Raw genomic sequence first — 20,385 nt, forward strand, 5'->3', positions numbered from 1 at the left:
TTTTTTTGTTTATAAGGTCAGACATCCTACAGGAGCATAAACACTTTTATAAAGGAGTGAGAAACGTGGACTATGTAATTGAAATGCTGGGCATTCGGAAAGAATTTAACGGATTTGTTGCAAATGATGACATTACGCTGCAACTCGCCAAAGGAGAAATTCATGCCCTTCTCGGTGAAAATGGAGCCGGAAAATCAACATTAATGAACGTCCTTTTTGGTCTTTACCAGCCGGAAGCAGGCGAAATCCGAGTCAATGGACAAAACGTGCTTATTACGAACCCGAACAAAGCAAACGATTTAGGCATTGGGATGGTGCATCAGCACTTTATGCTCGTTGATACGTTTACGGTGACGGAAAATATCGTTCTTGGCAATGAACCGAAAAAATTCGGCACTGTGAATATGAAGCAGGCTGAGCAAAAAGTACGTGAGCTTTCGGAGCAATACGGGCTTGCTGTTGATCCTACGGCGAAAATTGCTGATATTTCCGTGGGTATGCAGCAACGTGTCGAAATTTTAAAAACGTTGTACCGCGGGGCCGAAATTCTTATTTTTGATGAACCGACTGCTGTTTTAACGCCGCAGGAAATAAAAGAATTAATTCAAATAATGCGCGCGCTTATTAAAGAAGGGAAATCGATTATTTTAATTACGCATAAATTAAAAGAAATTATGGAAGTGTGCGATCGCGTTACCGTTATTCGCAAAGGAAAAGGAATTGGCACGGTGAATGTGTCAGAAACGAACCCGAATCATTTAGCAAGCTTAATGGTCGGCCGCGATGTCACATTTACAACGGAAAAAGCAGATGCTGTTCCGGAACAAAATGTACTAGAAATACGTGGTCTTTCTGTGAATGATTCCCGCGGTGTTCAAGCGGTACGCGATCTTGACCTTAATGTGCGTGCAGGAGAAATTGTCGGTATTTGCGGTGTCGACGGCAATGGACAGACGGAGCTTATTGAAGCGATTACAGGACTCAGAAAAGTTTCGAGTGGAGCCGTTACGCTGAACGGGAAAAACATTACGTCTTATAAGCCGCGGAAAGTGGCAGAATCCGGTGTGGCTCATATTCCGCAGGATCGTCATAAACATGGATTGGTTTTGGACTACCCTATTGGCGTAAATATGGTCCTTCAGACGTATTATCAAAAACCGTTCTCCAAAGCGGGCATTATGAATTACAAAGAAGTGTACAAAAAAGCGAACACACTTATTGAAGAGTTCGATGTGCGAACACCATCTGAAACGACGCTGGCCCGGGCTCTTTCAGGCGGGAACCAGCAAAAAGCGATTATCGGACGTGAAGTAGATCGTGATCCTGATTTATTAATTGCTGCGCAGCCGACTCGTGGACTGGACGTCGGAGCGATTGAGTTTATTCATCGCCGTCTTATTGAGCAGCGTGATAAAGGCAAGGCAGTGTTGCTTCTCTCATTTGAATTGGATGAAATTATGAATGTATCGGACCGAATTGCCGTTATTTATGAAGGGCAGATCGTGGCCGTTGTCGATCCGAAAGAAACGACTGAACAAGAACTCGGCCTGCTTATGGCAGGATCAAAGAAAGGAGCGGGTGAACGTGTCTAAAAAATGGACTGTATTGGCCGTTCCCGTTATTTCCGTTCTGCTCGGCTTATTAGCCGGAGCAATTATTATGATTGCGAGCGGAAACAATCCGGCTGCAGGCTATATGGCGCTCTGGAACGGTGCGTTCGGTGATTCATTTTATACTGGGGAAACCCTGCGGCAAATGACGCCGTACATTTTTGCAGGTCTTGCTGTCGCGTTTGCATTCCGGACGGGCCTGTTTAATATTGGGGTGGAAGGACAGCTTCTTGTCGGCTGGCTTGCTTCCGTATGGGTCGGTGTTGCGTTTGTGGACCTCCCAAAAGTCATTCATCTGCCATTGGCTATTTCGGCAGGTGCCTTAGCAGGAGCACTATGGGGATTCATTCCCGGCTTCTTAAAGGCGCGCCTTCGTGTTCATGAAGTAATTGTGACCATCATGATGAACTATACAGCACTTCATGTGACGAATCATTTTATCCGGAATGTCATCAGTGACGGATCGGATGCGACAGACGTTGTCAATGAAACAGCTAGTCTCCGGTCGCCATTTCTTGAAAATATAACGGACTTTTCTTCTCTTCATAACGGTATTTATTTAGCAGTCATTGCGGCCATTATTATGTGGTTTATGCTTGAAAAAACGACGCTCGGCTACGAACTTCGCGCGGTTGGATATAATCAGCATGCGTCAGAGTATGCGGGAATGAACGTCAATCGGAACATTATTTTATCGATGGTCATTTCCGGCGCATTCGCAGGAATCGGCGGGTCGATGCAGGGGCTTGGCACATTCGGCAACATGTTTATCAATTCCGGCTTCTCCGGCATCGGTTTTGACGGAATCGCGGTGGCGCTTCTTGGCGGGAATACAGCTATTGGAGTCGTCCTTGCAGCTTTGCTGTTCGGTGCGTTAAAAGTCGGCTCGCTAAATATGCCAATTGAATCCGGTGTACCGAATGAACTTGTTGAAATTGTCATCGCGCTTATTATTTTCTTTGTGGCATCAAGCTATATGATTACTTGGCTTCTTAGCCGCTTCAAAAAGAAGGAGGCGAAATAAATGGATACGTTAACGATTATTGCGTTGATCGTTTCTTCGTCCTTATTTGCAGCCACACCGCTTATTTTCACAGCGCTGGGCGGCGTGTTTTCTGAAAAGTCCGGTGTTGTCAATATCGGTTTGGAAGGATTGATGATCATTGGCGCGTTCACAGCGATCGTATTTAACTTAACATTCGATACGACATTTGGCAGTGCAACGCCTTGGGTTGCCCTTCTTGCTGCGATGCTTGCCGGCGGTTTATTATCTCTTCTGCATGGTGTTGCATCCATCGCGTTTCGTGCAGATCAAGTTGTCAGCGGGGTGGCGATTAACTTTTTAGCACTCGGTTTGTCGCTTTTCCTCGTCAAATTAATTTATGATAAAGGTCAGACCGACATGATTGACAGCCGTTTTATTAAAAAAGATATTCCGATCTTGAGTGATATTCCGGTTATCGGTGATATTTTCTTCAGCGGTATCGCGACTCCGACCATTTGGGCATTTATTATCGCCTTTGTTTCATGGTTCGTTTTATACAAAACGCCATTTGGACTGCGGCTTCGTTCTGTCGGAGAGCACCCGATGGCAGCAGATACGATGGGTGTCAACGTAGCAAAAACCCGCTACATTGCCGTCTTTATTTCCGGCTTGCTTGGCGGTCTTGGCGGCGCGGTTTATGCGCAGTCCATCTCTCTTGATTTCAGCCATGCCACGATTACCGGCCAGGGATTTATGGCGCTGGCTGCGATGATTTTCGGTAAATGGCATCCGCTTGGCGCCATGGGTGCGGCCATTTTCTTCGGATTTGCGCAAAGCCTCAGCATCGTCGGTTCAAGCATTCCGTTTTTGGACAGCATCCCAGCTGTTTACTTGCTTATTGCGCCTTACGTACTGACGATTTTAGCTCTTGCCGGCTTTATCGGCCGTGCCGATGCACCGAAAGCATCAGGCACACCATACATTAAAGGCAACAGATAAAGAATCCCGCTGAGAGCGGGATTCTTTTTCTTTTTCATTTTGTGAATGGTCCTGTATAGTGAAGATATACTAGAAAGAGATGTGCAACAGCTGGATTTAGAGGAGGAATTCGATGGAAGCGACACATGAACAGACGTTCAATGCATCAGGATACAGCATCCACGTCATTGAAACAGAAAAATACAAAACAAATACGATTATGATCAAAATGAGGGCGCCGCTCCAAAAAGAAACGGTGACGATGCGGGCGCTCTTGCCACACGTTTTGCAGTCGGGAACAGAACATGCACCATCAGCTGCCGCTTTTCGCACTGCGCTGGATGAACTGTACGGAGCGCTTTTCTTTGCGGATTCGGCAAAAAAAGGCAATGAGCATGTGCTCACGTTTACGATGGAAACAGCCAATGAACATTATTTGCATGGGGAAAATGATTTATTTGACCGGGCACTTGCTCTTTTAGCGGACGTTTTGTTCCGGCCAAATTTAAAAGAAGGTCTTTTTCCAGAAAAAACGGTGCAGCAGGAAAAAAGAAGCCTTCAGCAGCGGATTCGGTCTATTTACGACGATAAAACACGTTATGCATCGCTTAAGCTTGTTGAAGAAATGTATAAAGAAGATCCGTATGCCCTGCCTGCGGGTGGTCTTTTAGAAAAAGTGGAGCCAATTGATTCGTCTTCTTTATATGCGTATTACCAAAAAGCGCTTGCAGAAGATGTGATTGATATTTTTGTTATCGGCGATGTAAACGCACAGGAAGCGGTTAAGAAAATTAACGAGCACCTGCCGTTTTCAGACAGATTGGCCGTCACGACGCAAACAGAAACGGGAGCAGGCTCAAAAGAAGTGCAGGTCATTCGTGAAACGCAGGATATTAATCAAGGCAAGTTAAACATTGGCTGCCGTACAACGATTACGTATAATGATCCGCAATTTGTCGCCATGCAGGTAAGCAATGGCATTTTAGGGGCTTTCGCCCATTCGAAATTATTTATGAATGTGCGTGAAAAAGAAAGCCTGGCGTATTATGCTGCCAGCCGCTTAGACAGTCATAAGGGCTTTGTCATGATGCTTGCCGGCATTGATCAAAAAAATTATGATAAAACGGTTCAAATTATGAATGAGCAGCTTGATGAAATGAAAAAAGGCAATATTTCAGACCTTGAGATGAACCAAACAAAAGCGCTCTTAAAAAATCAGCTGCAGGAATCGGCGGATACAGCGCGGGGAATGGTCGAAGTGCTTTATCATAACATTGCATCGGATACGAATCGCCCAATCGAACAGTGGCTGAAAGACATTGACGCCGTGACGAAAGAACAAGCAGCCGCGGCGGCACAAACTATTTCTGTTGATACGGTGTACTTTTTGTCGGGTAAGGAGGAAATCTAATGGGAAAAACTGTTTTTGATCAAATGAATGAAACGGTTTATCATGAACAGCTTGATAACGGGCTAAACGTCTATATTTTGCCGAAAAAAGGCTTTAACAAAACGTACGTCACGTTTACAACGAACTACGGATCCATTGATAATGAGTTTATTCCGAATGGGGAATCAGACTTTATTCACGTGCCGGATGGTATCGCTCATTTTCTTGAACATAAAATGTTTGAAAAAGAAGATGGTGATGTGTTTCAAAAATTCAGCAGCCAAGGTGCATCTGCCAATGCGTTTACGTCTTTTACACGGACAGCTTATTTATTTTCAGCAACATCCAATATAAAAGAAAATACGGAAACGCTGCTTGATTTCGTGCAGGCTCCTTATTTTACCGAGCAGACAGTTGAAAAAGAAAAAGGGATTATTGGACAGGAAATTCGGATGTATGATGATAACCCGGACTGGCGTGTTTACTTTGGATTAATCGAAAATTTATATAAGCATCATCCTGTAAAAATTGATATCGCCGGTACCGTCGAATCGATTGCTGAAATTACGAAAGATCACCTGTACACATGCTATAACACGTTTTATCATCCCGTGAATATGACGCTGTTTATCGTCGGTCCGACCGACCCAGATGGGATGATGCAGCTTGTTAAGGAAAACCAGTCGAAAAAGTCATTTCCGGAACCTGTTCCGGTTGAACGGCGCTTTCCGGAAGAGCCGGAAAAAGCAGCGCTGGAGCATAATGAGATCCGCATGAGTGTCAACACGCCAAAATGTGAAGTTGGCTTTAAAATGCCATCATCGGACCGCTCAGGAAGGGATAAGCTGCGTGAAGAACTAGCGGCTGGTCTTTTGCTTGAAATGTTATTTGGAAAAACAGCCAAATTTTACGAGGAAGCGTATAACTCCGGATTGATCGACGATACATTTGGCTTTGACTACACAGGTGAGCGCGGCTTTGGTTTTGCCCTTGTGGGTGGAGATACTGACAATCCCGAGCAATTAGCGCAACGCATTCAAACACAGCTTCTCGATGCGAAAGAAGGCGGTCATTTAACAAAAGAAGCGTTCGAACGCGCACGCAAGAAAAAAATCGGTACAACGCTGCGGGCGTTTAACTCACCTGAATTTATCGCCAATCAGTTTACCCGCTATCAATTTAACGGTTTAAATTTGTTTGAAATAGTTCCTGTTCTTGAAAAGATGGCGCTTGAAGATGTGGCGGCATTTGCGAAAGAAATGATCGATGAAAATCGTTTTTCCTCTTGTTTTGTTTTGCCGAAAGAAACGGCTTAAATGAAAAAGACGGCGTTAATTACTGGAGCATCAGGCGGCATCGGCCGCGTCATTGCGCTAAAAATGGCGTCATCAGGCTGGGATATTATTCTCCACTACAGCCGGAATGAAGAAGCAGCGTGTGAGACAGCGGAAGCAATTCGACGTGCAGGCCAAGAAGTAACGCTCGTTCAAGCTGATTTAACGGATCGGGAAGAAGTACAGCGAATTATCGATGCATCCAAATCAGCAACAGCGCTTATTTTTTCCGCTGGAATGAATCAATATGGCATGCTGCAAGACGTGTCTGACGAGGAAATGGAGGCGCTCTGGCTCGTTCATGTGAAAGCACCGATGATTTTATCGAGGGAACTGATACCGGCTTTGTTAACGAAGCAGCGCACCTCCATTACGTTTATTTCTTCCATTTGGGGAGAAACCGGCGCTTCCTGTGAGTCCGTTTATTCAGCTGTTAAAGGCGCGCAAATTGCCTTTGCCAAAGCGCTTGCCAAAGAGCTGGGTCCGTCCGGTATTCGTGTAAATACAATTGCACCAGGCGCGGTCGACACACCCATGAATAAGGGGTTTTCTGAAGAAGAACAGAAAGAGATTGCCGCAGATATCCCGCTGGGTCGCTTTGCTTTGCCGGATGAAATTGCGGCTGCTGCTTTGTTTTTAACATCAAATGAAGCAGGATATATTACCGGGCATACACTGTCGGTAAATGGTGGATGGTACGCATAATTTCACGTGTTGAGTACACACTAAAGAGGATTCTTACTTGAAAAGGAGGATGCCTCATATGTCTGTACTCGACAACTGGCAAGATTGGAAACGGTTTTTAGGGAACAAAATGGATAACGCGGCACATCGCGGGATGCCAGAAGAAGCGGTCAACAAGCTGGCGTTTGAAATCGGCGATTATCTGCATGCCAATGTGGATCCGAAGAACGAACAAGAACGAGTGCTGTCAGATTTGTGGTCTGTTGCAAGCGAATCTGAACAAAAAGCACTGGCGTCATGCATGATGAAGCTCGTTCAAAAATAATGTAAGTATGGACCCTTCCCGGCCGTTTGATGCTGGGAAGGGTTTTCTTTTCACTTCTGCTTTTAAAAATACATAATATCCTTTATTAAGTGGATCAAATCGACATAATGACCCTAATTCATTGGTATAAAAGGGTTTATGGCGTTTATAACTTATGTTAAAAAGGCAAAAACTCATAAAAAACTCATAGGGAAGAAATTTACAGCGGGAAAAGCGGCTCGTTTTAAAGCAAATTCTGCATAAATGCGCTGAATTTTTCTGCTGCCTTTTCTTCCATGTTCTTTGTCATGTGGGCATAGATGTTCATCGTTGTCTTGTAGTCGGAATGGCCAAGCCGCTGCTGGATCTCCTTCACACCGACACCTGCCTCAATCAAAAGGGATGTGTGCGTATGCCGGAAGCCGTGCGGCGTGATCTGCTTGTGTATGTTGGACTTTTTTAGAAGCCTCCTGAGCCGGTTACTGACAAGCCAGGTCATCATCGGATAACCATCTTCCCTGGCAAAAACAAAATTCATGTCCTCATAATACTCTCTGTAGCGCAGCCGGTGCTCATTTTGAGCCGCCTTGTGCTTTTTGAGAAGGGACATAACCCCGTCATCCATCCGCAGCATCCGCTTGGAGCTTTTTGTTTTTGGCGGCAGCAGCTTAAAGTTTTTCGTATTACAATTGTGGAAGAAGATCGTCTTGCTAATCTTAATCGTATTTTCTTCAAAATCCACATCGGCCCATTTCAGCGCCAGCATCTCACCGATCCGCATACCCGAATAGGCCAGGAGTGTAAAAAACAGATAATCGTATTTAAGGCCGTCCTTTTTCGCCAGCTGCAGAAACTCAATCAATTCGTCTTTTTCCAAATAATTCAGTCTCTCGTCTTCGTCCCCATCATCTAACGCCTGTTTCTCCTTGTTTGGAAGCTTTACGCCTTCCGTCGGGTCTTTCTTTACCAACTCCATTTCAACAGCCCGCTGAAACAGTATACGGGCGCTTGTATGTATGTTGGTCAGATAACTTTTGCTGTACTGCTCAGACAGCGTGTAAATCCGGTCCTGATACATTTTCTTTGTAACCTGGCGTAGCTGTAGGTTATCCCATCCTTCACATAAGCGGTCCAGGCACATTTGCCGAACAACCACACTGGACTCTTTCGCATGACGGCCATACCAGTCCAGGAACTCCACAATGAAAGGGAAGAGCTTCTTTCGTGATTCCGATTGAAGCTCTCCATCCTCATATTGTTTCTCCAAAAGAGCAGCGGCCCGGATCGCTTCCTTTTCGTTTTTGAAAGTAGATTTTGTTTTTTGCCGCTGTTTCATCGTAACTGGATCAATCCCTAAGCTGACAGTATAGCCCCACTTGCCGGTTTTTGTTTGATAGATGTATGCCACTGCGGATCAATCCTTTCAATTAGTCGTTTTGCTCACTTTAAAAGGGTGTAATGATGAATGCTTACGGATGATATTCCTTCAATTTCTTCTCCATAAAACGAATCATGACCCCAGTTAATTAAAAAGTTATCTAGTTCGTCACTAATATAGCCCTCAACATACGGAAGCAATTTTAACTCATATAATTTGTATTCGAAATGCGGGGATATTCCGACGTCCAGGCTTTCAATTTCTTTCTTTTCGTTTATTCCATATTTTATTTCCGCTTGAAAATTAATTTCGTGCGTATCTCCCTCATATCTAAGTTTGCACCGAATAGACAGTTCGGTTTTCATAGACGAAACATATTCAATTCCGTTACCTTCCTCGTCCACGACGTGAATATCTTCTTCTACGTCAAGGAGCGGATTTTCAGTTAATAGTTCAAAGTTTGCATCAATGTCAACATAGGTAAGCAGATCACCAGGCTGGCATTTTAGTAGTTCGCATAATTCAAGTAGCGTACCGTACTGAATTCCTGAGCCAAGGTTATTGTATAGATTTGAAATAGTAGTTCTAGATAAAGTAGTTTGATCTTTCACTTTTTGAATATTAAGTCCTCGCTCAGCCATTAAAACCCTTAAATTGCAATGAATTAAACCCATATCCGTATCTCCTTTTTTCTTCTTAATTTATACAATAATATCATAACTAATCAAAATAACCAATGAACTAATCAAAATGACTTGACAACCAATATAATCGATATTATGCTGAGTCTAGTATTTTAAATAACCAGCATGTTAATCAAAATAATCATTTTGTTAGTTTTCGGAATAGAAAGGGGTGTATAAAATTGATTATGCTAAGAAACATCGAGGAATTTAGTCAAATGATCTTGAAGATGGGTTTTTCTAAACGAGCTTTTGCCCGTCAATGTGGTTTAACTGAGTCGACATTCAACCGAGTCTCAAATGGCAAGCAATCGCCTCGAGCGAATACGGCTAAAAAGATATGCGACGGTTTGGAATTAAGCTTTGATGATATTTTCATCATTAAAGAAAAAAAACTGAAAGATAAAAGGAGTGAAAAGTAATGCTTGAAATATCTATTGATGACGAAAAGTTGAAAGCAGTGTACGAAGCTGAATTAAAGCGTCGTTTAGATGAGATCGAGAAAACGGCATTTTTCTTAACCTTCAAAGATCTATGTCGCTATACAAAAGTAAGCAACACCACAGTTTATGATCTTTTCCTAAGCGATCCAGAGTTTCCAGTGATTCGTGTAGGTGTGAAAATGCTCTTTCCGAAAAAAGAAGTAGATGCCTATTTAGAAAAATGGGTTAAGGAAGTGATTGAAGATCATGGAGGGCATGCGAGAGCGTCAAAGAACGTAGCAAAAAAAATTCTTATGACTAAAGCGGAATAAAAGGAAGCTCTCTTGAAAAGCACTCCACCGGGCAACACGGGATAAAACTAACAATGAGGAGTAGTGAGTGATGAGTGAAAATCAAAATCGATTAGAGAAAATCACGGTAGATAGCCGTCGTTACACGGCTCACGCGGATAAAATTGGGGCGGTTTACGTTGTTGATCTTGAAGAATTTACACCTTCAGGTGGGTTATGCAAAGTGAACCGGATGCAGGCGGAAAGCGAAGAAGCAGCGTGTAAATTATTTGAAGCGTTCGTAAGTGGGACGGAAAAGTTTTTATCTCTTATTGGAGAGCAAGGTAATCCTGCTTGTTTAACGTATTTTGAAGCCAGGGTGTTTGCGGGACTATCAGAATACGATGCAGGTCAGGTCGTTGGGCGTACCGCAAATTGGTGGCAGTCTTTCGAAAAAGGACAGTCAAAAGGTAATTTAAATATGGATCAATATTCAGCATTCTGCTTTGCCTGCGGCTTATTGCCCGGCTGGGTGGATAAGGAAAAGGAAGAGGTGAAAGTAGGATGACATTCAAATCTTGGATTCTAACGTACACACAAAAAGACAGCCCGCGCGGTGATCTGGCTCGCGATATTAGAAGAGATTTAGAGTTTCCACATCAGCTTGATACATGGAGACAGCTAAAGGCTTATCTGAATAATCGCCACGCTATGCCAGCAGTTATGACAACTGCCTATAATGCCTGGGCAGCGTATCAAAAAGAGCAAAAAAAATAACACCCGCACAGCAATGCGGATGCTTTAATATCTCACTAACATCTTATCAGAAAAAAGCTTAAAAAGAAAGGGCCCCCCAATCAATAAGAAAATCGGGACGGTCAGGGAGGCTATTCCATAATTACCTACACCAAAGAAAAAAGGATTCGCATTATTCAGCGAATCCCGGACATGTAAACTTTTTTCGATATCTATATTGTGCCACAAACAGGGTTGAAACGGCCACATGTCTAGGGTTCGCGTCACAGGAGGTGCTGCAATCATGGCAGCCTTAAGAGAGGGAATAGAGAAGCCGGATCCGCTTCGGCCGCGATTTGAGCGGATCCCAGCTGAATTAAGGAAACTAAACAGCTGGGTACTGTGGAGATACCAGCCTAACGGAAACAAATGGACGAAAGTTTTAAAGCAGATAAATGGGCGCAATGCATCCGTAGACAAGCCGGAAACATGGACTTCTTTTGAAGCGGTCCAGATCGCATACAACGGCGGCAGGTTTGATGGAATCGGATTCGTGTTTTCATCTGACAACGAATACGCTGGCATTGATATAGATGGCGTTGTAAAAGACGGCCAGATGAGCCATGAGGACGAGCAGGCAGCACGGTTTGCTGATATGGTCCACAGTTTAAGCTATACCGAATTATCGCCAAGCGGATCCGGCCTGCATGTGATCTTCAGGACGCCGCTTCATATGGAGAAAGGCAGGAAGAAGAGCGGCAAGGAAATCTACACACATAACCGCTTCTTCACCTTCACAGGGCATGTTTTTGGCGGAATGGATGAAATACACGACGTAGCAGAAGAAACGCTCACGGGGCTGTTAGAGACTTATTTCGGACAAGCTCAAAGTGAAGCTTCTTCTGTGGATGTAGAAGCCTGGGAGAAAGAGAGAGATCCGCAGCCGATTGATGATGTGCCAGACGCACAGCTCTGGAAGACGATGTTTGGCTGTTTGGAGCTCATAATCGCCAATAACCGTTTTCCGGCGCAGATCGGACAGCGTAAAGGTGATGTGATCCGGGCGTTGCATGATGGAACCGCTACAGAACGATTTTACGACGGCGATGACAGTAGCGCGGACCAAGCACTTATGAATTATCTAGCCCGCTTCACTCTGATGAATGTACCACGCATGAAAGCTATGTTTGAGCAATCGGCTTTATCCCAGCGTGATAAATGGCGGAAACGGACTGACTATCAGGTAAGAACGATCAGAGAGGCATTTAAGGGGGCACAGGAAGTGCTGAAAGATCCGCCTCACTTAGACTTTAATGATGAAAAGGGAGGTGAGAGCGCCCGGCTGGTGCATATTCCAGAGCCTTTCCGTGTGATAAGGGACGAACTTTACCGTGTCGAATACAAGCGGCGCGGCGAAAAGATTGAAGAAGTGCAGCACCATATCGCTTATTGTGTGCCGACTGTTACCCGCTCCTTTTTTAATTATGAAACTGACAGCCTTTTTTATGAGATTGCATGGAAAAGCAAGGATAGAACAAGAAAGCGGACGGTTCCGGCTTCATGGCTTGCCACCAAGCGGGAGCTGGTGAAGCTGTCAGACGGCGGCATGAACGTAAACGATAACAACGCCAAGTATTTCGTGGACTATTTCAGTGCCTTTATCGGAAGGAATCAGATTCCACAAGAGCAGGCGGTAGATCGCTTAGGCTATGCAGCAGGCGGCGGTTTTGTCCACCCGGCAACCGCCAAAGAAAACGGCTTTGAGGTTATCGATCAGGGTGATGCAGGAGCGGACCAGCAATTGCTTGATGCGTTCCAGCCAAAAGGCAGCCTTGAGATGTGGAAGCAGAATGTACTGGAGCCAATTAAAAAGCATCCCCGCGCCATGTTCATGCTTTCTTCATCTTTTGCTTCCGTGATCCTATCTGATTTAGGACTTGATCCGATTATTGTCGATAATTCAGCGGTTACGTCACAAGGAAAGTCGGTCCTGCTCAGAGCATGTGCATCGGTATGGGGAAGCCGGCAGCTGGTGAATGAATTCAACGCCACCGCAAACGCGGTAGAACGCAAGGCAGCATATCTGCAAAACTTCCCGGCTATATTCGATGACACGAAAAAAGCCAATCCGATCTGGATGGAAACCATTGTCTACAATTTCAGCGGCGGGCGCTCAAAAGGGAGGGCATCTATCCGAGGTATGCAGAAAGAATATACCTGGCGTAACATCCTTCTTTCAAACGGGGAACATTCGATTTTAGAGTTTGCTAAAGGCGGCGGAGCGACTGCCAGGGCGATCAGTATTGTTGGCCGTCCGTTTGAGCCGGAACTGACATCGGAAGAGCGAAGCCTCATATGTGATGAGGACGGAATGGAAAACCATTATGGCCATGCAGGGCTTGTATTTTTGGCGTACTGGCAGGCGAATAAGATCACGCTGAAAAAGCAGTTTAAATCCGTGGAAAGCCATTACCGCGAATTAGCGGGTGACAATGATGTATTAAGCCGGATCGCCCGCCACTTTGCTGCTGTGGTCTTTGCTGCCGCTGTGATGACAAAGGCACTCAATGTCCGTATAGACGGTCATGCTTTTGACCAGGTCTTTCAGGATATGGCAGAAGAGAATGAATCCCTGGACAAGCCAAAGCAGTGGATGAACACGCTTCTAACCGACTTGGATGCAGACCGGAATGCTATTTTTTATGACTATGAGCCACGTGTAAAAACAAAAGCAGTTTTTTACAAAGGGACTATTGGTTTTACGCCGGCTTACTTGAAAGAAATGCTTGGGGCGGATGAGAAGATGATCAGGCAGGAGTGGATGAATCGGGGCATGACGGTTAGATCCACAAGGGATGGAAAGCCGGTTGATTATAAACCAGTCAAGGTTGCCGGCAGAATGATGCGTATTGTTCTTGTTAATACCGAAATTTTAGGATCTTCTGGATTCGATTTCAGCAAACATGAAACCAATTCAACAGAAGATGATTTTAGCGTGCTGGAATAACTAAAAAGGTAACCATAGTTACCAGTGGAAATTTCTTTTTGAAAAACTGGTAACTCTTCAAAAAACTTATGTATCAAGGGTTTTCTATATAAAGTTACCAAAGTTACCAAAGTTACCTTAAATATTATATATATCGTGAAAGGTTTTCTATCCATGTGGACTTTATAAAAATCTAATACGTGTTTCGTATATAAGTATATTCACTAGAAAACTGGTAACTTGGTAACTTTGGTTTTTTAAGTTCTTAGAACGTTGGTGTATCAAGGTTTTCAGTAGGTTACCGCAAAAAAAAATTTAGGTTACCCGCTTGGAACTTTGGTAACTTTTCTACTCGTAAACTATTCGGATAGTACTTAGAAAAGGGAGATGGGGGAGTATGGACAGAGCTAAACCGGCTTTAACGGCTACCGCCGAAATTGCAAAGCCGCCAGACTTTCATACTGGGCTGACAGAATTGCTGGTGAGAGCATGTCCATACTGTGGATCTGAACACACGCACACAGTAGAAGGCATATTTAGCGGTAGCCTAAAAGCGAAAGTGCTGGGGATCATGACGGCTGTATGCGGCGGATCATATCAGCTGTTGATTAACTGGGATTTAGATATGAACCGGTTTGCGCGGATGATGTATGAGCTTTATCAAAAGCGAAGCGCTGAAATAGTGGCAAAAGTGAGCAAGACCGCTTATAAGAAGCAGCCGCAGGAAGAGCAAGACAAACGCCATTATATGTGGGACCTGCATCATTTAGCTGGATCGGCAGCTAAAGCAGCTGCCTTGGAAGCGAATCGCACTGATTACTTTAATTCACTATACGACTTTAGTTCGACTTATACGGATTATGAGGATCCGGTCGGTATTTGTCGGCATGGAGTCAATACAGAAAGCAAAGCATTGGAGATTATTGACGAGAAAGATGCGTATGATCGTCTGATTAAGAGTTATAAGGCAAAGGCGAAGCGTTGGCAATCTATATTGTCTCGTCTTCCACCGTTCGCCAGTGTGCGCTTCAGAAATTATTTCGAGCACGGTCTGGAGGATCCAAACATAGAAAGCTTGGTAGTAAGATTGTTTCCAGAACTTCAACGAGAAGAGGAAGAACAAGAGAAAGTCAAAAATCAGAAAGCGTATGCCGCTTACCATGCATACCGGCAACGTGATGATGTTTCGACTGACAATGTAGCTGAACTGATTAAGCTGTTTCGTTCCACAGTTGTGTGAAACCCATATTTTAAAAGGAGGCCATGACCATGGCAAAAACTATCCATCAGCAAATCGAGGAAGAGCGTAAACGTGTAAATCTATTGCGTGAAACTTCAGCAAATCAAGATGCACTTGATGACGACAAACTAAAAGGCTTGCAGGAAGATTATCGCCTTGCACTAATCAAGGGAGATGATCAACGACTGGATACAATCAATGAACAAATAAAAGAAGTGTCTGTCCGTACTGCACGCAGGAAAGAACAGATTGCCCTATTGGCAAATGAACAGAATAACCCAGTGATTCGCCGCTGTTATTTGCAGCAGATGGAACAGTATGAAACAAATGCTGCTTTGTATAAACAACAGGCTGTTGATCTAGCTAAGAAGCTGGAGGATCAACGTCGGGAGCTGCTGAAAGGGATGCAGGAGCTAGTGAAGCTCCATCGCAACTACTGCAATCAAAACAGTGTATACAATGATGCAGCAAGACGTATTGGGATGCCAGGCACATTGAATGCTGGATTTGAAACGGGAATCCTGATTGACAATCTGTTGATTCATAAGGTACCTGAATGACCAGGTATATCTATGGCAGGGCAATGCCTCTTCATGATTCTTATGTGGAGGCAAGCACTGACATTACCGGCGAACAGTACGAGGTACAGCTAATACCAGATCGTTCAGTCATTCAGCTGGATACAATCATTGGCGCAACAGTCCAGCATGACTACTGTGAAGAGATAGGACGCAGTGACAAAGGGACGCTGGACATTGTGGTGAATGATACCGGTGTATACTTCCGCATCCATTGCATGACTGACCGGGCGCGACGGACACATGCGCGTATAAGAAGAGGTGAGCTAAAACACTGCAGCCTTTCTTTCACTTACAAGAGCCGACAGATAATAGAGAAGGAACAACAAGCAGCACAGTTAACACGTGCATTAGGATGGGAGCATGCAACTGTGAAGGTCAATGAATACACAGAGATCCTTATCTTTGAAATATGCGTCTGTGATCATCCAGCTAACCATAATACGTTTACCACAACGAATGGCCATGATCCAAGATTAGCGGGCATTGATTGGCGCATGGGAAGGGGGTGAGCTGGTATGAGGATAGCTGAAGAGGCGAAAGAGATATTTGCTGAACAAGCCAGAGTTTCGTCACAAAAGATAGAAAACTTAAGAAATGATACAACGCCAGAAGGGACAAAGGAATTTTATCACCACGTTGCAATTCTTGAGGACATAAAAACAAGACTCGAAATTGTAGAAAGTAGCAAAAAAAGTCTCTCAGATTTAAAGGAGGTGTTGGGGGAATAGCCCCCCTGCCCTCGGAAATTTTCAATAATTTTTCAGAGGACCGGAGGAGGCCCTTCGTTTGCAACGCGGATAAATTTTTCATGAAAGGGGGGCGTTGAGTTTATACACCCTTTATGCATGATTTATACAATCGAAAAATGGCTAAAAGTTTTTAAAATTAATTAAAAATAAAACTAATGCGGGCTGTTTTATATTGATGCTCAGAATATAAACGACCCTGTTCTTACAGTGAATTATGCTCTGTATAAAAAAGTAGCTTATAAAAGAAAAAAATCCTCTGCTCAATCGCCACATGCTCCAAGTGGAAAAGTCTTAATCTAAGCTGATCTAAATACGATTTGTGCAGAATTCTAGTACTATCATGATATAATTACTATTAAGGAAACTCATAGAAAGAATGACCTTTAAGATTCCCCCTATTAAGCAACTCGGAGGTAATTCATGGATAGTGAGAAAGTTAAACAAGATTTTTTTGCAGGGTTTTCAAAACTTAAAAATCAATCTCTCTGGAAAGGTTGCTTTCACGAAAATAGTGACTGTAGTAAAGAGATAATTAAAGCTCATTCCATTCAAAATAATAGAATTTTAAATTATATTTCGGAAGATGGAAATGTTTTAATGTTTGGACCAGAATTAAATAATTCTTTGGATTTGAAAACAACTATGAAACCACAAGGGAGAAAGAAAGCCACTACATTTACCGGTTTTTGTGGCAAACATGATAGCGACTTGTTTAGGCCAATTGAATATACCGAGTATGTTCCTGGTAATAAAGAACAGGAATTTCTATTTGCTTATCGAGCTTTGGCTAAAGAGTATCATGCTAAAAAATCGACTGCTGAGATTTCAAGAAAGAGCTTAGGATTTTTAGAAAATGGGGATTACAGTAGTTTAAGCAAGCTCTTCGACGATGGAAGCCCCCCTGGTAAAGAACATGTAGAATTCATGACTTCTATGTTTGATAGCCATATGTCGGGTACCAATGAAGCCGTTAAAGCCTTTGAAAAACAACGAGCAGCGATGAATATTAATTTAGAAAATGGGCGTTATTTTAAGATACAAACGGAGTGTATAGTGTTCGATAAAGAATATCATTTGGCTGTATCCGCGGTATGCAATATAGAAAATGATTTGCTTGGAAATAGAATAAACGATTATGGGAAATTAAATGTGCCATTGGCGCCTCTGTTTGTAACTATATTCCCGCAGAATGGAAAAACTTTTGTTTTACTTAGTTATTATAAAAACGATAAATTCAAATTTGAGTTTATAAAAAAACAAATTGTTGCTAAAGAGCCGGAGGAGCAGGCAATAATAATTTCCAATATAGTAATTAGTCATGTGGAGAACTTTGTGGTATCTCCGATTAAATGGAGAGAACTAGGGGCTAAAAAACAGGAAAAAATAGCGAGTGCTTTTATGGAAACGGCTTTGACCTTCAATAAACCCTTAGTTTTTGACAATACTCTTAATATCTTTATTTGATGAAAAAATTAAACCAGAAATAGCAATTAGTGATTCCTAAAGACAGTACATTTGATGTTCTGTCTTTTTCTATTTAATTAGGTTCCTCCCAAAAGAAACAGAAAAGTTTTTGCTTCAATGGTTGTCTGAACAGTAGGATTTAAAAGGGGGATATTGTGACTGGCAACGGCCGGTCTTTTTTGTGCTCGTTTTTAAATCAGACCTCAAATTTGTACAACCGCTTCTTTTTCGTGTTTAATTGGGAATATTACGTATAAAAGAGAGGGATGGTCCACATGGAAGAGAAAAAAGTTAAGATCCCGCCGTATGTCCGAAAAGATGTGGAGGAGTAGCTGTCGGAAAGAGGTATCTTTGACCAAGTGCAACAGACGCGTGAGGGAAAAGCAAAGAAAGAGTGAGAAGAAAAATGAAGAAAAAGCGTCCGGTGTATATAACTATGACTGGAATGGCAAGCTCATTGAGGAGCTGTCAAAAGTGGAAGTGCCGATGCCTTTAATAAAGAAAATCTTTGAGATCTTCAACCGACATCTTGAGTGGGATGAATCGAGGGTTATTAGAACGAACGGTAAGAAAAAGAGTAAATAGGATAAAGGATGAGTAAAAATGAAGTGCAGCCCTCCCTGTAGGTCTACTAAATCCGCATGGCAGCAAATTCTCCATTGTTAAGGCAATGATCTGAAAACATCGAACATTATTTTTTTTGTCTTCATGGCTTGAAATTGGCTTTATTTAGAAATATGATGTATTTGGGTGATAGCGATGGAATTATTAAATGATTTAAAAGTGAGGGCGCTGCTCACAAATGAACTGATCAGTATATATGGCGATTGTGAAGATACAAGAATTATAAATGAGCTTGGTTTGGATTTTGGGGCGGCCAGAGTGGATATAGCAGTGGTAAACGGGATAATGCATGGATATGAGATAAAAAGTGATTTGGACACCCTTAAAAGGCTGCCGCGCCAGATGGAATATTACAATAGAGCGTTTGAAAGAATGACAATTGTGGTGTCTAGAAAATATCTTTTAGAAGTGAAGACCCTTGTGCCGGAATGGTGGGGCATTAAGATTATCAGCGCAGATCAGTCAAGATTGGTTAATGTGAGAAAAGGACGCCGAGTGTCTTTTCAAGATCCTGAGATCATCATCAAGCTACTGTGGAAAAAAGAACTTGAAGGCTTGATTGACCATTTAGGTTTACCGAAATCTTTGAAAAAAATGAGAAAAAAGCAGCTCCTGTCTTTTTTACAAGCAGAAGCTGATTTTGAAGTGATCAAGGCTTATGTCTACTCAACGCTCAAGAGTAGGGACAACTGGAGGGAAATTTGATAATTGGGCAATGGTAGTTTCAATATGGTGATTCACGCCGATTGCTATAGGCTTTTGATGGTCACCGATAGTGATTTCTCGATTAGCGCATTTTTGGATTTCTCCATCTCCAAAAGAGAAATCAGCACCTGGATAAAAATCCTGCTCCACTAATTCCTGACATACTTCGTGGAATGTAAATTCCCCATCATCCCCGATAAGTTTTGACTTTGCAATCCAATAGTCAGTTTCAGTGGAGTAGAAAATTTTTACATAAGAATTATAATGGTTAAATCCGGTTAGAACTTCACCTTTCAACCTCGTAGTATAGTCCCCGAACTTTAAATCTGAGTTCTGAGCTTTTAATTCAAGAAACGTATTAAACTCTGTGCGCGGTCCAATTAAAGTGAGAGAGTGGGACTCAGCGTCACTTGCATTTTCCGGACAAGCTGTTGCTAGATACACCATGTGAGCGTGGTTAATTCTTGAAAACTCATGGATCGTGTTCTGGATCCTTCTCGATGTGGTGGGATGGTCGAAAAAGTCTAAGATGATTGTTACCTCAACACTGCCATCCACTGGGTCTAAATCGTTTCTCAGTTTTTGTACGACAAACGGGTCAAACGATTCTTGGAAATCATGACACCGTACTCTAATAGCGATTTCTTGGTATCCAGATTCAAGAACGGAACGGATCAACCAATATGGTGAATCATGTTGAAAGCAAGGGATTACATCCAGTTCTTCATCCCGCATTTTTCGCAAGCAATGCTGTACTAAATTTTCCCCGGTTGTTGAGGTCAGTTGGTCTTCTTCTCCAAGTTCCTCTAAGGCACAGTTAAAGTCATAAATAAATTTAGTTTCTTTAACACGTTCCTTTAAATAGCGTCCTAGCGTTTTGAAAGATGCCTCCCAATTTTGTAAGTTCGCCCTTTTGACTCTTTTCGATTCAATGATCGGAATCAATTTCTGCCGTGACTCTTCCTTTAACTCCTTTAAAGCCTTCATTTCATTGTTGGAATTTTTCAATAATGGATAGTACATAAAATCCTCCTCCATGAAGTTATTTGTCACATAAATACCATTCGTTATGTAGTTGAAAATTCCTTCTTTTTTTGTATTTTTTTGATTTATTTTGATGAAATATGGAATAAATAGGCGCGATAACCTAGACTGGAAATTAATTTTCGCTTGAATACAAGTATAAACAAATGAATATAGCTCTCCACGCTGAAAATATCTATAATATAAGTGAGGTGAGAAA

At 42.8% G+C, this 20,385-nt stretch carries 21 protein-coding genes; 18 read left to right on the top strand and 3 right to left on the bottom strand.

What is annotated here, in order from left to right; translation table 11 throughout:
- Window positions 1-65: 65 nt before the first annotated feature.
- From VQ00_RS05875 to VQ00_RS05905, 7 genes are all read left to right on the top strand, one after another.
- The gene (locus tag VQ00_RS05875) at window positions 66-1,592 is read left to right on the top strand and encodes an ABC transporter ATP-binding protein (RefSeq protein ID WP_046179226.1); all 1,527 of its coding nucleotides are present in this window, start codon (window positions 66-68) and stop codon (window positions 1,590-1,592) included.
- Complete coding sequence (locus VQ00_RS05880; RefSeq protein ID WP_046179227.1) at window positions 1,585-2,634, top strand: ABC transporter permease; 1,050 nt, start codon at window positions 1,585-1,587, stop codon at window positions 2,632-2,634. Before VQ00_RS05875 ends, VQ00_RS05880 begins: the two co-directional genes overlap by 8 nt.
- On the top strand, window positions 2,635-3,594 hold the full coding sequence (locus VQ00_RS05885) for an ABC transporter permease (protein ID WP_046179228.1): 960 nt from the start codon (window positions 2,635-2,637) through the stop codon (window positions 3,592-3,594).
- 112 nt (window positions 3,595-3,706) lie between these two features.
- Window positions 3,707-4,984: an EF-P 5-aminopentanol modification-associated protein YfmF gene (gene yfmF, locus VQ00_RS05890; protein WP_046179229.1), complete on the top strand. Its 1,278-nt coding sequence runs from the start codon at window positions 3,707-3,709 to the stop codon at window positions 4,982-4,984.
- The gene (gene yfmH, locus VQ00_RS05895; RefSeq protein WP_046179230.1) at window positions 4,984-6,279 is read left to right on the top strand and encodes an EF-P 5-aminopentanol modification-associated protein YfmH; all 1,296 of its coding nucleotides are present in this window, start codon (window positions 4,984-4,986) and stop codon (window positions 6,277-6,279) included. The genes yfmF and yfmH overlap by 1 nt, the downstream gene beginning before the upstream one ends.
- On the top strand, window positions 6,280-7,002 hold the full coding sequence (gene ymfI, locus VQ00_RS05900; protein WP_046179231.1) for an elongation factor P 5-aminopentanone reductase: 723 nt from the start codon (window positions 6,280-6,282) through the stop codon (window positions 7,000-7,002). It begins immediately after the preceding gene.
- 58 nt (window positions 7,003-7,060) lie between these two features.
- On the top strand, window positions 7,061-7,306 hold the full coding sequence (locus VQ00_RS05905; protein WP_046179232.1) for a DUF3243 domain-containing protein: 246 nt from the start codon (window positions 7,061-7,063) through the stop codon (window positions 7,304-7,306).
- 223 nt (window positions 7,307-7,529) lie between these two features.
- Here the strand turns inward: VQ00_RS05905 and VQ00_RS05910 are convergent, their stop codons facing one another.
- Both VQ00_RS05910 and VQ00_RS05915 read right to left on the bottom strand, forming a co-directional pair.
- Window positions 7,530-8,693 (bottom strand): site-specific integrase, encoded by a 1,164-nt coding sequence (locus VQ00_RS05910; protein ID WP_046179233.1) that lies wholly within the window; start codon window positions 8,691-8,693, stop codon window positions 7,530-7,532.
- Between the two features lie 32 nt (window positions 8,694-8,725).
- Window positions 8,726-9,337: a helix-turn-helix domain-containing protein gene (locus VQ00_RS05915; protein ID WP_046179234.1), complete on the bottom strand. Its 612-nt coding sequence runs from the start codon at window positions 9,335-9,337 to the stop codon at window positions 8,726-8,728.
- 197 nt (window positions 9,338-9,534) lie between these two features.
- Between VQ00_RS05915 and VQ00_RS05920 the strand changes: the two genes are divergently transcribed.
- From VQ00_RS05920 to VQ00_RS05975, 11 genes are all read left to right on the top strand, one after another.
- Window positions 9,535-9,768, top strand: coding sequence for a helix-turn-helix domain-containing protein (locus VQ00_RS05920; RefSeq protein ID WP_245618059.1), 234 nt, complete (start codon window positions 9,535-9,537; stop codon window positions 9,766-9,768).
- The gene (locus VQ00_RS05925; protein ID WP_052728369.1) at window positions 9,768-10,100 is read left to right on the top strand and encodes a helix-turn-helix transcriptional regulator; all 333 of its coding nucleotides are present in this window, start codon (window positions 9,768-9,770) and stop codon (window positions 10,098-10,100) included. The genes VQ00_RS05920 and VQ00_RS05925 overlap by 1 nt, the downstream gene beginning before the upstream one ends.
- Before the next feature lie 70 nt (window positions 10,101-10,170).
- Complete coding sequence (locus VQ00_RS05930) at window positions 10,171-10,626, top strand: hypothetical protein (RefSeq protein ID WP_046179236.1); 456 nt, start codon at window positions 10,171-10,173, stop codon at window positions 10,624-10,626.
- Complete coding sequence (locus tag VQ00_RS05935; RefSeq protein WP_046179237.1) at window positions 10,623-10,835, top strand: YozE family protein; 213 nt, start codon at window positions 10,623-10,625, stop codon at window positions 10,833-10,835. Before VQ00_RS05930 ends, VQ00_RS05935 begins: the two co-directional genes overlap by 4 nt.
- 262 nt (window positions 10,836-11,097) lie before the next feature.
- The gene (locus VQ00_RS17670; protein WP_052728371.1) at window positions 11,098-13,800 is read left to right on the top strand and encodes a phage NrS-1 polymerase family protein; all 2,703 of its coding nucleotides are present in this window, start codon (window positions 11,098-11,100) and stop codon (window positions 13,798-13,800) included.
- Window positions 13,801-14,176: 376 nt separating this feature from the next.
- Window positions 14,177-15,019 (top strand): hypothetical protein, encoded by an 843-nt coding sequence (locus tag VQ00_RS05945; RefSeq protein WP_046179238.1) that lies wholly within the window; start codon window positions 14,177-14,179, stop codon window positions 15,017-15,019.
- A gap of 29 nt (window positions 15,020-15,048) precedes the next feature.
- A complete protein-coding gene (locus VQ00_RS05950) occupies window positions 15,049-15,579 on the top strand; it encodes a hypothetical protein (protein WP_046179239.1) in 531 nt (176 codons plus the stop codon).
- Window positions 15,576-16,109, top strand: coding sequence for an HK97 family phage prohead protease (locus tag VQ00_RS05955; RefSeq protein ID WP_046179240.1), 534 nt, complete (start codon window positions 15,576-15,578; stop codon window positions 16,107-16,109). The genes VQ00_RS05950 and VQ00_RS05955 overlap by 4 nt, the downstream gene beginning before the upstream one ends.
- Window positions 16,110-16,115: 6 nt before the next feature.
- Window positions 16,116-16,328 (top strand): hypothetical protein, encoded by a 213-nt coding sequence (locus tag VQ00_RS05960; RefSeq protein WP_046179241.1) that lies wholly within the window; start codon window positions 16,116-16,118, stop codon window positions 16,326-16,328.
- A gap of 441 nt (window positions 16,329-16,769) precedes the next feature.
- Entirely contained in the window at window positions 16,770-17,813 is a 1,044-nt protein-coding gene (locus VQ00_RS17675) for a hypothetical protein (protein WP_052728372.1), read from the top strand.
- Between the two features lie 759 nt (window positions 17,814-18,572).
- On the top strand, window positions 18,573-19,142 hold the full coding sequence (locus tag VQ00_RS05975; RefSeq protein WP_046179243.1) for a sce7726 family protein: 570 nt from the start codon (window positions 18,573-18,575) through the stop codon (window positions 19,140-19,142).
- Here the strand turns inward: VQ00_RS05975 and VQ00_RS05980 are convergent.
- Complete coding sequence (locus tag VQ00_RS05980; protein ID WP_046179244.1) at window positions 19,104-20,165, bottom strand: beta family protein; 1,062 nt, start codon at window positions 20,163-20,165, stop codon at window positions 19,104-19,106. The genes VQ00_RS05975 and VQ00_RS05980 overlap by 39 nt on opposite strands.
- Between the last annotated feature and the right edge of the window lie 220 nt (window positions 20,166-20,385).

This window comes from Domibacillus tundrae (assembly GCF_000970675.1).
Lineage (GTDB): Bacteria > Bacillota > Bacilli > Bacillales > Domibacillaceae > Domibacillus > Domibacillus tundrae.

Excerpts from the sequence above, each read along its gene's own strand:
- VQ00_RS05885 (WP_046179228.1), top strand. The coding sequence starts at position 2,635 with ATGGATACGTTAACGATTATTGCGTTGATCGTTTCTTCGTCCTTATTT.
- yfmF (WP_046179229.1), top strand. The coding sequence starts at position 3,707 with ATGGAAGCGACACATGAACAGACGTTCAATGCATCAGGATACAGCATC.
- yfmH (WP_046179230.1), top strand. The coding sequence starts at position 4,984 with ATGGGAAAAACTGTTTTTGATCAAATGAATGAAACGGTTTATCATGAA.
- ymfI (WP_046179231.1), top strand. The coding sequence starts at position 6,280 with ATGAAAAAGACGGCGTTAATTACTGGAGCATCAGGCGGCATCGGCCGC.
- VQ00_RS05905 (WP_046179232.1), top strand. The coding sequence starts at position 7,061 with ATGTCTGTACTCGACAACTGGCAAGATTGGAAACGGTTTTTAGGGAAC.
- VQ00_RS05915 (WP_046179234.1), bottom strand. The coding sequence starts at position 9,337 with ATGGGTTTAATTCATTGCAATTTAAGGGTTTTAATGGCTGAGCGAGGA.
- VQ00_RS05920 (WP_245618059.1), top strand. The coding sequence starts at position 9,535 with ATGCTAAGAAACATCGAGGAATTTAGTCAAATGATCTTGAAGATGGGT.
- VQ00_RS05925 (WP_052728369.1), top strand. The coding sequence starts at position 9,768 with ATGCTTGAAATATCTATTGATGACGAAAAGTTGAAAGCAGTGTACGAA.
- VQ00_RS05930 (WP_046179236.1), top strand. The coding sequence starts at position 10,171 with ATGAGTGAAAATCAAAATCGATTAGAGAAAATCACGGTAGATAGCCGT.
- VQ00_RS05935 (WP_046179237.1), top strand. The coding sequence starts at position 10,623 with ATGACATTCAAATCTTGGATTCTAACGTACACACAAAAAGACAGCCCG.
- VQ00_RS17670 (WP_052728371.1), top strand. The coding sequence starts at position 11,098 with ATGGCAGCCTTAAGAGAGGGAATAGAGAAGCCGGATCCGCTTCGGCCG.
- VQ00_RS05945 (WP_046179238.1), top strand. The coding sequence starts at position 14,177 with ATGGACAGAGCTAAACCGGCTTTAACGGCTACCGCCGAAATTGCAAAG.
- VQ00_RS05950 (WP_046179239.1), top strand. The coding sequence starts at position 15,049 with ATGGCAAAAACTATCCATCAGCAAATCGAGGAAGAGCGTAAACGTGTA.
- VQ00_RS05955 (WP_046179240.1), top strand. The coding sequence starts at position 15,576 with ATGACCAGGTATATCTATGGCAGGGCAATGCCTCTTCATGATTCTTAT.
- VQ00_RS05960 (WP_046179241.1), top strand. The coding sequence starts at position 16,116 with ATGAGGATAGCTGAAGAGGCGAAAGAGATATTTGCTGAACAAGCCAGA.
- VQ00_RS17675 (WP_052728372.1), top strand. The coding sequence starts at position 16,770 with ATGGATAGTGAGAAAGTTAAACAAGATTTTTTTGCAGGGTTTTCAAAA.
- VQ00_RS05975 (WP_046179243.1), top strand. The coding sequence starts at position 18,573 with ATGGAATTATTAAATGATTTAAAAGTGAGGGCGCTGCTCACAAATGAA.
- VQ00_RS05980 (WP_046179244.1), bottom strand. The coding sequence starts at position 20,165 with ATGTACTATCCATTATTGAAAAATTCCAACAATGAAATGAAGGCTTTA.